We start from the raw sequence: 9,403 nt of genomic DNA, 5'->3' as shown, positions 1-9,403 counted from the left end.
GCAGGCCGGCGATCCCGGCCGATCCGGCCGACGGCAGCGCGCCGCCTCATCCCGCGCGCTGCCCCTCCAGCCATGCCTGGAACATCAGCACCGTCCACAGCTGGTGCTGCCAGTTCATCCGGCCCGTCTGGTGCTGCCGCCACAGCCGCTCGACCGCCGCCGCATCGAAGAACCCCTCGTCGCGCAACCGCGACGGCTGCAGCAGCGCGTCGGCCCAGTCGCGCAACGCGCCGCGCAGCCAGTGATCGACGGGCGCGCAGAAGCCTTGCTTCGGCCGGTCGATCAGCGCCGACGGCACGTACTGGTCGAGCAGCCGGCGCAGCAGCGCCTTCGACTGTCCTTCCGGCAAACGCACCGACGCGGGCAGCCGCCACGCGAATTCGACGACGTGATGATCGAGGAACGGCATGCGCGTCTCGAGGCTCACCGCCATCGCCGCGCGGTCGACCTTCGCGAGGATGTCGGTCGGCAGGTACGTGAGCGTGTCGATCGCCATCGCCTGCTCGGCGAAGCTCAGGTTGGCGGGCCAGGCGGACACCGTATCGAGCGGCGTCGGCGGCTCCTGCCCGGCGAGCGCGATGCGCTCCGGATGATGCACCGACGACATCAGCAGCCGGTACAGCCCGATGCGGCTCTCGGCCGTCATCACGTGCCCGAGCTTGTGCAGCCGGTCGCCGATGCGGCTCGCCGAATCGCGCGCTTCCACGCCGCCCCATGCACCCTGCGCGACCGCCGCGAGCTGGTCCGCGTGATCGGGGCGCAGCGCGTGCAACGCGGCGGCGATCCGCGCGCGCACCGCCGCCGGCACGCGATGCAGCTTGCGCCACAGGCGCGGCGTCAGGAAGTAGCGCGTATAGCCGCCGAACAGTTCGTCGCCGCCGTCGCCGGACAGGCTCACCTTCACGTGCCGGCGCGTCAGCTCCGACACCAGGAAAGTCGGAATCTGCGACGCGTCGGCGAACGGTTCGTCGTAGATCGACGGCAGCTTCGGCACGATGCCGAGCGCATGATCGGCCGTTACGTAGAGCTCGGTATGCCGCGTGCCGAGATGGCGCGCGACCGCCTTCGCGTAACCGGCCTCGTCGTAGCCGGCCTCGTGAAAGCCGATCGTGAACGTGTCGACCGGGTTCGCCGACTGCGCCTGCATCAGCGCGACGATCGCCGACGAATCGACGCCGCCCGACAGGAACGCGCCGAGCGGCACGTCGGCTTCCATCTGCCGCGCGACGGCCTGGCGCAGGATCGTGTCGAGCTGCCCGACGGCTTCGTCGGCGCTACCCTCGAACGGCTGCTCGCGGCCCGCCTCGATCGCCTGCTCGAGCGTCCAGTACGCGCGCAAGCGCGGCGTGTCGCGCGCATGCTCGAACTGGATGAAGGTGCCCGGCGGCAGCTTGCTGATGCCGCGATAGATCGTATGCGGCGCGGGCACGCTCGACTGGCGCAGGTACAGGCACAGCGCATCGCGATCGATCGTGCCGTCGAAGCCCGGATAGGCGCGCAGCGCCTTCAGCTCCGACGCGAACACCAGTGCGTCGCCGATCCGGCCGTAGTAGAGCGGCTTTTCGCCGATCCGGTCGCGCGCGAGCGTCAGCACCCGCGACGCGCGATTCCACAGCGCGAACGCAAACATGCCGGTCGCGCGCCGCAGCGCCGCGTCGACGCCCCACGCGGCGATCGCCGCGATCAGCACCTCGCTGTCGGAGTGGCCGCGCCACGCCGGTGCGCGGCCCGCGCGCTCGAGCTCCGCGCGCAATTCGCGATGGTTGTAGATTTCGCCGTTGAAGACCATGACGTAGCGGCCGCACGCGGATGCCATCGGCTGCCGGCCGTGGACCGACAGATCGACGATCGCAAGCCGCCGGTGGCCGAGCGCGATACCCGCTTCCGGGTCGACCCAGAGGCCCTGCGCGTCCGGCCCGCGATGCGCGAGGCTCGCCGTCATTCGCGCGAGCGTGCCGCGCGCTGTCTCCTCATCGAAGGCGACGCTATTCAGAAAGCCGTCGATTCCGCACATTTGATTTGCCTGCCCCTGTTAACCTGTTCCGTCAGCGGCGGCGCAACTTCGTAGCCCGCCGTCCTGCTGACGGTCGAGCCATATTACGAAGAAATAAATCAGCAATAATTCGTGGGTGAACGCCAGCCGAAATCGAAAAATAAAGCGGCGTCAAGCACCGGCACGGCATCCAGGAAAAAACGCACGACCGACGCGCGACGCCGCGTCGTCCGAACCGGGAAGGGATCGGACCCCATCATGCGGCGATTTCAACTCGCGCCGGTCGCCCACTTGAGCAACTGCGCGACCTCGCGGAAGTGCTGCTGCTGGATCGTGCCGTTCTCGGGCGTCGTCTCGTACAGCGCCTGCGCGAGCCCGACGTTCGCGAGCGTCGGGCGCAGCGCGTCGCGCGCGTGCCGCACGATCCGCTCGGCCGCCTCGCCTTCGCCGCGCGCGAGCACCCACGGCAGCGTGCCGATCCCGCCGTAATAGAGCGCGACCGCCACGCGCGGCGAATAGACGACCACCGACGCGAAGCCGATCCGGTCGGGCAGCGACGCGAACTGCGCTTCGCGCGCGAGCTGCCGGCGCTTCGCCTCGATATGCGGATCGCCCTCGTCCTCCTTGTGCTCGCGCCGCACTTCGTCGATCGACATCTTCATCTTCTGGTTGAACTCGTGCCGCTGGTGCACGATGTCGATCAGCGCCATCACGACATAGATCAGCGCGGCCCAGCCGAACAGCAGCATCAGCAGCTTCACGATCAGCGCGAGGATCGACATCGGCCGCGTGAAGCCGGACTGCACCGACGGGTCGAGCGACTCGACGATCAGCCAGCCGAGCGTCGCGACCAGCAGCACGGTCTTCAGCAGCATCTTCGCGAGGTTCACGAGGTTGCGCATCGACCCCATGTTCTTCAGCCCCTCGGCCGGATTGAGCCGCGACAGCTGCGGCACGAGCCGGCTCCACGCCATCACGCCGCCCACCTGCACGAAGCCCGCGAGCAGGCCGGCCAGCAGCCCGGCCGCGACGATCTGCGCGGACAGCATGGCCCAATCGCGCGCGGCGCCGTCGATCAGCACCGCGAGCCGCGCGGACGGATCGGCCGCGCCGGCCGCGTCGAACACGAGCCGGAACAGCGCCTGCAGCCGCGCGAACAGCGTGCCGAGCCCCACCGCGAGCGCGACGCACACGCCCACGAAGAACGCCGACGAGATCGTCTCCGCGCTCTTCGGTACGTCACCTTTCTCGCGCGCCTCGCGCAGGCGCTTCGCGGTCGGCTGCTGGTTCTTTTCGGCCATGGTCGCTCCGGCTCCGTCGGATGCTCACGCGCCGCCGTGCGCGGCGAACAGCGCGCGCAGCAGCGCCATCAATCCGCTGTCGGGGCTCAGCAACGCATGCAGCGCCGCGTACACCACCGGCAGGAACAGCACCATCATCAGCACCGCGAGCGCGCTCTTCAACGGCTGCGAAAATACGAAGATGTTCAGCTGCGGCACCGCGCGCCCGACGAGGCCGATGCCGAGCTCGACGAGCACCAGCACGATGATCACCGGCGCGGCGAGCTTCACCATCCATTCGAAGATCGTGTCGGTCTGCCGCACGACGAAGGTTTGCAGCATCGACGAGAAATCCGGGCCGAGCGAGCCGATCGGCCACCACGCATACGACTGCGCGAACAGCTGCACGAGCACCTGCAGGCCGCCCGCGGTGACGAACAGCGCGATCGCGACGAAATTGAGGAAGCCCGATGTCGGGCCGCCCTCGTGCCCGCCCATCGGATCGAAGAACGCGGCGCTGCCGCTGCCGGTCTGGAAATCGATCAGGTAGCCGACGCCCTGGATCGCGAACAGCACCGCGCTGAACGCGCCCGCGAGCAGCATGCCGACCACCGCCTCCTTCGCGACGAGCAGGCACCACATCAGGAACGGCAGCGCGGCGACCTGGGCCGGGTCGATCACCGGCGCGACGAACGCGGCGATCACGACCGCGATCCCGTTGCGCACGAGGCCCGTGATGATCTGCTCGTTGAACACCGGCACGACGAACATGATCGGCAGCAGGCGCGGCATCACGTAAAGCAGCGGGCGCAGCGTGCCGGCGATGTCGTTGAAGTTCGCCGCGTGGTCTAGCATCGGCGCTCCGCGGCGGCGCGTGCCGTGTCGTCGGCGGGGGCGGTTGCAGCGGTTGCAGCGGTTGCAGCGGTTGCAGCGGTTGCAGCGGCCGAGTCTATCGTGTCGGCGGCGTCCGTCGCGCCTGTGGTGCCTGTGGTGCCTGTGGTGCCTGTAGCGTCCGCGGTGTCCGCATCGGCCGGTCGCGACGCCATCTCCGCGTCGAACGCCGCGGCCATGTCCGGCTGCCCCGGCGCATGGCCCTCCACGTCGCCTGCCCACACGCCGGCCGTCGCGAAGCGCCGCACCGCGTGCGCGTCCGCGACTTCGTCGGCGTCGCGTTCGACCCGCGCGGCGCGCGCTTGCAGCGCCTTCTCGCCGGCCTTGTCGAGCTTGTCCTCCGCGGCCTTCGCCTTGCGCGCGGCGCGCTGCAGGTCGGCGAGTGTCGCCTCGTGATCGCGATGCACGTGCGTGGCCTCGCTGACCGACGCGTTCGCGACGCCGATATGCCGGTCGAACGTGCGCGTGTCGGCCGCCGCGTTCTGCAGCGCGCGCGCCTCGCGCACGTCGTCGGCGAGCCGCGTCTGGATCGCGGCCTTCGCGGCGACCTGCTGCGCGAGCTCTGCGTGCGCGGCGTCGAGCGCGCGACGGCTCTGCGCGGCGATGCCCTGCTGGCGCGCGGCCGCGACCCGCGCGATCTGGCTGCGCATCTCGCGCACGCGCTTCAGGCGGGCGAGCGTCGCGAGCACGAGACGATCGTCTGCTTCAGACATGGTCGTTCGCGAGTTTCGTCAGCTTCGCGAGCAGCGCGTCGAAGCGCACGTCGTCGTGCGACGCCTGCGCGCAAAATGCGCCGATGGCATCGCGCGCACGCAGCGCGAGATCGCCGAGCCGGTCGCTGCCTTCGCGATACTCGCCGATCTGCACGAGCAGCTCGATTTCCTGGTACTTCGCGATCAGCTCGCGCACGCGCGCGGCCGATTGCTGATGCGCGCGGCTCGCGACCAGCGGCATCACGCGCGACAGACTCGCGAGTACGTCGATCGCCGGATAGCGGTTCGCGAGCGCGATCTTGCGCGACAGCACGATGTGCCCGTCGAGGATCGAGCGCACTTCCTCGGCGATCGGATCGGATTCCTCATCGCCTTCGACCAGCACCGTGTACAGCGCGGTGATCGAGCCCGTCGCACCCTGCCCCGCGCGTTCGAGCAGGCGCGGCAGCACGGCGAACGTCGACGGCGGGAAACTGCGCCGCGTCGGCGGCTCGCCGCTCGCTAGGCCCACCTCGCGCTGCGCGCGCGCGAAGCGCGTCAGCGAGTCGACCAGCAGCAGCACGCGCTTGCCCGCATCGCGGAAATGCTCGGCGATCGCGGTGGCGACGAGCGCGGATTTCACGCGCTCCATCGCCGGACGATCGGACGTCGACACGACGACGATCGAGCGCGCGCGCACCTCGGGCGACAGGCTGTGCTCGATGAACTCGCGCACTTCGCGGCCGCGTTCGCCGACCAGCGCGATCACGTTCACGTCGGCCTGCGCGCCGCGCGCGATCATCCCGAGCAGCGTGCTCTTGCCGACGCCCGACGGCGCGAAGATGCCGACACGCTGGCCGACGCCGAGCGTCATCAGGCCGTCGATCACGCGTACGCCGGTCGGAAACGGCGTGTCGATCATCTTGCGTGCGAGCGGATTCGGCGGATCCTGCTGCGTCGATACCCACGCGGCGCCCGTCACCGGCCCGCGATCGTCGAGCGGCCGGCCGAGCCCGTCGAGCACGCGGCCGAACAGCGCGTCGCCGACCGGGAACACATGCTCGCGCCCGGACGGCACGACGGTCGTCTCCGGCGACAGGCCGGCCACGTCGCCGAGCGGCGTGAGCAACGTGGTCTGCCGCGAGAAGCCGACCACTTCGGCGAGCAGCGTCGGCTGGTTCGGTGTGCGCAGCTCGCAGATTTCGCCGAGCCGCGCGCGGATGCCGGTCGCGTTGAGGATCTGCCCGACCGCGTGATTGACGCGGCCCTGCACCGACACCGGCGAGAAGAACGCGAGCCCCGCGTCGAGGTCGCCGACGAGGCGGCCGCGATCGAGCGGCGCGGCATCGTCGTCGCTTTCGCGGCCGAACGGCAGCGGATCGTCGAGCGGCGCGTTCATCGCGGCGCGTCGCGACGGATCGCCTGGCGCAGCGCGTCGATCTGCAGATCGAGGCTCGCGTCGATGCGCCCGGACGGCGTCTCGACCGTGCACGCGTGACGTTCGAGCTGCGCGTCCTCGACGATGCGAATCCGTTGCCGGTTCGACTGGCCGGCGAACGCGCGGTCGAGCGCGTCGCGCATCTCGTCCTGCCGGCCGGGCGCGACCCGCACGATCAGGAACGCTTCGTCGCGCACGAGCGGCGCGATCCGTGCGAGCGCGGCCTCGTACAGCTTCTGCGTGCCCATCTCGCCGACGATCGCGCGCACGGCCTTCACGACGATGTCGGCCATCGAATCCTTCATCGACTCCATCGTGCGCGCGGCGGCCAGCGCCTGCGTGTAGGCCTGCGCCGCATGCTCGCGCTGCGCGCGGCGCATCCCTTCGTCGTAGCCGGCCGCCTGGCGCTTGTCGAATTCGCGCTGCGCGTCGGCGACGATGCGCGCGGCCTCGTCGCGTGCGGTCGCGATCACCGCCGATGCATCGAGCAGCGCCGCGTATTCGCGCTCCTTGAGCACCTTGCGCTCGGACAGCAGCTGCAGGTTGTCGCTCGTGATCAGAAAAGCCAGTCCCATGACGCAAGCCTCTCGGGAATCAGAAACAGGAACAGCAACTCGCCGAACTGGTCGCGCTGCGCGCGGTTCAGCCAGTACGGCGCTTCGTCGTCGATCGCGCGATTGAACTTCAGACGCGCGCGCCGCGCGACCGCGTCGCCCGCCACGCCGATGAAATCCGCGAGCAGCCGGCCGCCGCGCGCCCGGATCACGACCGGCAGCGCGGCCGGATCGGCACGCCACGGTTCGAGCGTTTCCGCGAGCGCGCCGAATTCCGGCGCGCGCTCGAGCGCGAGCTCCAGCGCATCGCCGCCGAGCTTCGCCGCGACTTCCGCGCGAATGCGCCGCACGGTGAGCGCCTCGCGCAGCCAGCCGCGATGCAGCAGCAGCCCCGCATACGACGCGAGCTGCTCGAGCGCCGCACCGGGCAGCAGCGCGAGCCGCGCGCACGGATTCGCGACGTCGAAGTCGTGATGGCCGGCCACGCCGTTCGCGTCGAGCAGGTGACGCGCGAGCAGCTTGCGGCCTGCCGGGCCGAACGCATCGGGCGAGCGATAGCGCGCAGGCCACTCGGCCGGCACGCGGGTCACGTGCAGATAGCGGTCCGGCCGCAGGTTGAACTCGCAGACGAGCGCGTGAAACGCCGCCCGCCGCCCGTCGGGCGGCGGTGCAAGCGGCTGCAGCCACGGCAGCGGCGTGGTGTCGGCTGCAGCACCCGGCGGCAGCGCGTGTGGATCGTTCATGCACCGTCGCGCGCGCCGTCCGGCGTGCGCAGCCCGCCGCCGCCCGAACCGCTTGCGCCGCGCGCCGAGCCGAGCAGCCCGGCCAGCCGGGCGCCGAACATCCCGCGCCGCGCGGCCGACAGTGCGATCACCGCGCAGGTCAGCAGGATCAGCGCGAACACCAGCCAGCCGAGCGGCGAGCGCAGCCGCAGGATGTCCGACACCGCGCTGCCGATGCCGTCCACGCGCGTCGTGCGTGCGGCGGCCGGTTGCAGGAACAGCGATACGTTGTCGTACTGCAGCCCCTCGATGCTGTGCGCGACGAGATCCTTGACCATCGGCGCCATCGCGCGCAGGTCCACGCCGGGCCGATAGCGGATGTACACCGCCGCCGACGACGGCTTGATCTTGTCCGCGAGCGGATCGTTCTCAGGAATCACGACCTGCACGCGCGCGACCACCACGCCCTCGATGTCCTGCAGCGTGCGCGACAGGTCCTGCGACACGCCATACAGGTAGCGCACGCGCTCTTCGGCCGGCGTCGACACGAGCCCCTGCTTCTGGAACAGCTCGCCGAGGCTCGCATAGCTCGGCTTCGGCAGCCCGTTCGCCTGAAGCACGGTCAGCGCCGGCTGCATGTCGCCGTCGGCGACGCTCACGAGCCACGCGTTGCGATCCGACGTGTCGCGTGCGTCGTTGTCTTTCGACGCGCTGATGCCCGCGTCGCCGAGCACGGCGACCATCTGGTTCGCGTCGCGCTCCGACAGGCCGGAGTAAAGCTCCTTCTGGCAGCCGGCCAGCAGCGCAAGCAGTCCCGCGAGCAGCACACGTGCCGCCCGGCTGCGCCACGCATGCATGCGCGGCGTCGAATCGATCGTCGTCATCGTTTGTCCGCTTCATCGCGCGCGGCCGTTGCCGGCCTGCGCGCTCGTCACTCCTGCGTCTTCAGCACCGTATGCGTGAAGCCGTTCGCCGCCTGCGCGACCGACAGGCTCAACTGGTATTCGGAAATCGTGGTGGTCGCCGTCCACTGGAAATCCATCGCCTGCACCATCGTCATCAACGGATCGCTGCGGTTGTCCGCCATCGACGTCAGCATCTCGGTGCGATGCCTGTCGATGTTCGCGTACCGCGTGTCGAGATCGTTGCCGTACGTGCGCAACCGCTCGACGAGCGACGAATGGTTCGCCTGTGCGGGTGTCGCGGGCGTCATCTGCACCGCCGGCGCCGCATCGGCCGGCGCGCGCGACATCGCGACGCCCGACGCCGACGGCGCGGCCGGCGTCGCGCCCGGCTGCATCAACGCATCGAACTGGCGCACCTGCGCCGGATCGGACGCCGTGCCCGCCTGCTGCGCGGCACCCGCGAGCGCGGCCGCGCCCGGCGGTGCCGCGCCTACGCCTGTTACAGACATGATCATGTCCTCCTTGACCGGCAGAGCCGGGAACGAGCCGGCCGGCACGCGCACACGCCCCGCCGGGTGCCCGACACGGGCGGCCCCGGCATCCGGCGTCGCGCGGCACGGCCGGCGACCGGCGTCATGCGCGGCCGGCGGAACTCAGGTGTTGCGCAACCTGGGCGTTCGCCGTCCCTTCCTGCGCGGTCACTGCGTTGCTGGTTTCGAACGTCGCGGTCGACTGCTGGACCTGGAAGTTGATCTTCGTCAGTTCGAGCTGCGTCTTGGTCAGGTCGTCGGCCTGCTGCTGGACCTGGTTCGTGTTGGTGGCACCGGTCGGGGGGGTACTCATGTTTCGCTCCTTTACGTGAACTGCGTCCCACTTCCGGCGGCGGCCCCATGCCCCGCCGGCGACGTGACGCGCCGCATGCTCGCGG

Annotated in this window: 10 protein-coding genes; all 10 read right to left on the bottom strand. The window is 70.3% G+C overall.

All coding sequences use genetic code 11. The features are described 5' to 3' along the window. Positions 1–46: 46 nt before the first annotated feature. Complete coding sequence (gene asnB / locus DIE15_RS22385; protein ID WP_124834363.1) at positions 47–2,014, bottom strand: asparagine synthase (glutamine-hydrolyzing); 1,968 nt, start codon at positions 2,012–2,014, stop codon at positions 47–49. Between the two features lie 248 nt (positions 2,015–2,262). Next, positions 2,263–3,294 (bottom strand): EscU/YscU/HrcU family type III secretion system export apparatus switch protein, encoded by a 1,032-nt coding sequence (locus DIE15_RS22380; protein ID WP_057928848.1) that lies wholly within the window; start codon positions 3,292–3,294, stop codon positions 2,263–2,265. A gap of 24 nt (positions 3,295–3,318) precedes the next feature. Next, complete coding sequence (gene sctT, locus DIE15_RS22375) at positions 3,319–4,128, bottom strand: type III secretion system export apparatus subunit SctT (RefSeq protein ID WP_057928849.1); 810 nt, start codon at positions 4,126–4,128, stop codon at positions 3,319–3,321. Beyond that, positions 4,122–4,877: a hypothetical protein gene (locus DIE15_RS22370; RefSeq protein WP_124834362.1), complete on the bottom strand. Its 756-nt coding sequence runs from the start codon at positions 4,875–4,877 to the stop codon at positions 4,122–4,124. The genes sctT and DIE15_RS22370 overlap by 7 nt, the downstream gene beginning before the upstream one ends. Beyond that, positions 4,870–6,255, bottom strand: a complete 1,386-nt coding sequence (gene sctN, locus DIE15_RS22365; protein WP_057928851.1) for a type III secretion system ATPase SctN — start codon at positions 6,253–6,255, stop codon at positions 4,870–4,872. Before sctN ends, DIE15_RS22370 begins: the two co-directional genes overlap by 8 nt. Further along, a complete protein-coding gene (sctL, locus tag DIE15_RS22360) occupies positions 6,252–6,869 on the bottom strand; it encodes a type III secretion system stator protein SctL (protein ID WP_124834361.1) in 618 nt (205 codons plus the stop codon). The genes sctN and sctL overlap by 4 nt, the downstream gene beginning before the upstream one ends. Further along, entirely contained in the window at positions 6,851–7,591 is a 741-nt protein-coding gene (locus DIE15_RS22355; RefSeq protein WP_057928853.1) for a SctK family type III secretion system sorting platform protein, read from the bottom strand. Before DIE15_RS22355 ends, sctL begins: the two co-directional genes overlap by 19 nt. Beyond that, on the bottom strand, positions 7,588–8,454 hold the full coding sequence (sctJ, locus tag DIE15_RS22350) for a type III secretion system inner membrane ring lipoprotein SctJ (RefSeq protein WP_057928854.1): 867 nt from the start codon (positions 8,452–8,454) through the stop codon (positions 7,588–7,590). The genes DIE15_RS22355 and sctJ overlap by 4 nt, the downstream gene beginning before the upstream one ends. 47 nt (positions 8,455–8,501) lie before the next feature. Beyond that, complete coding sequence (locus DIE15_RS22345; RefSeq protein ID WP_057928889.1) at positions 8,502–8,984, bottom strand: hypothetical protein; 483 nt, start codon at positions 8,982–8,984, stop codon at positions 8,502–8,504. A gap of 124 nt (positions 8,985–9,108) precedes the next feature. Beyond that, on the bottom strand, positions 9,109–9,318 hold the full coding sequence (locus tag DIE15_RS22340) for a hypothetical protein (RefSeq protein ID WP_057928855.1): 210 nt from the start codon (positions 9,316–9,318) through the stop codon (positions 9,109–9,111). Between the last annotated feature and the right edge of the window lie 85 nt (positions 9,319–9,403).

The organism is Burkholderia sp. Bp9031 (genome assembly GCF_003857965.1).
Classification (GTDB): Bacteria; Pseudomonadota; Gammaproteobacteria; order Burkholderiales; family Burkholderiaceae; genus Burkholderia; species Burkholderia ambifaria_A.
The sequence above is the reverse complement of the archived record's forward strand: the minus strand, read 5'-3'. Positions and strand labels throughout refer to the sequence as shown.

Bases quoted from the DNA above. Each gene is read 5' to 3' on its own strand.
- asnB (WP_124834363.1), bottom strand. From the start codon at position 2,014: ATGTGCGGAATCGACGGCTTTCTGAATAGCGTCGCCTTCGATGAGGAG.
- DIE15_RS22380 (WP_057928848.1), bottom strand. From the start codon at position 3,294: ATGGCCGAAAAGAACCAGCAGCCGACCGCGAAGCGCCTGCGCGAGGCG.
- sctT (WP_057928849.1), bottom strand. From the start codon at position 4,128: ATGCTAGACCACGCGGCGAACTTCAACGACATCGCCGGCACGCTGCGC.
- DIE15_RS22370 (WP_124834362.1), bottom strand. From the start codon at position 4,877: ATGTCTGAAGCAGACGATCGTCTCGTGCTCGCGACGCTCGCCCGCCTG.
- sctN (WP_057928851.1), bottom strand. From the start codon at position 6,255: ATGAACGCGCCGCTCGACGATCCGCTGCCGTTCGGCCGCGAAAGCGAC.
- sctL (WP_124834361.1), bottom strand. From the start codon at position 6,869: ATGGGACTGGCTTTTCTGATCACGAGCGACAACCTGCAGCTGCTGTCC.
- DIE15_RS22355 (WP_057928853.1), bottom strand. From the start codon at position 7,591: ATGAACGATCCACACGCGCTGCCGCCGGGTGCTGCAGCCGACACCACG.
- sctJ (WP_057928854.1), bottom strand. From the start codon at position 8,454: ATGACGACGATCGATTCGACGCCGCGCATGCATGCGTGGCGCAGCCGG.
- DIE15_RS22345 (WP_057928889.1), bottom strand. From the start codon at position 8,984: ATGTCTGTAACAGGCGTAGGCGCGGCACCGCCGGGCGCGGCCGCGCTC.
- DIE15_RS22340 (WP_057928855.1), bottom strand. From the start codon at position 9,318: ATGAGTACCCCCCCGACCGGTGCCACCAACACGAACCAGGTCCAGCAG.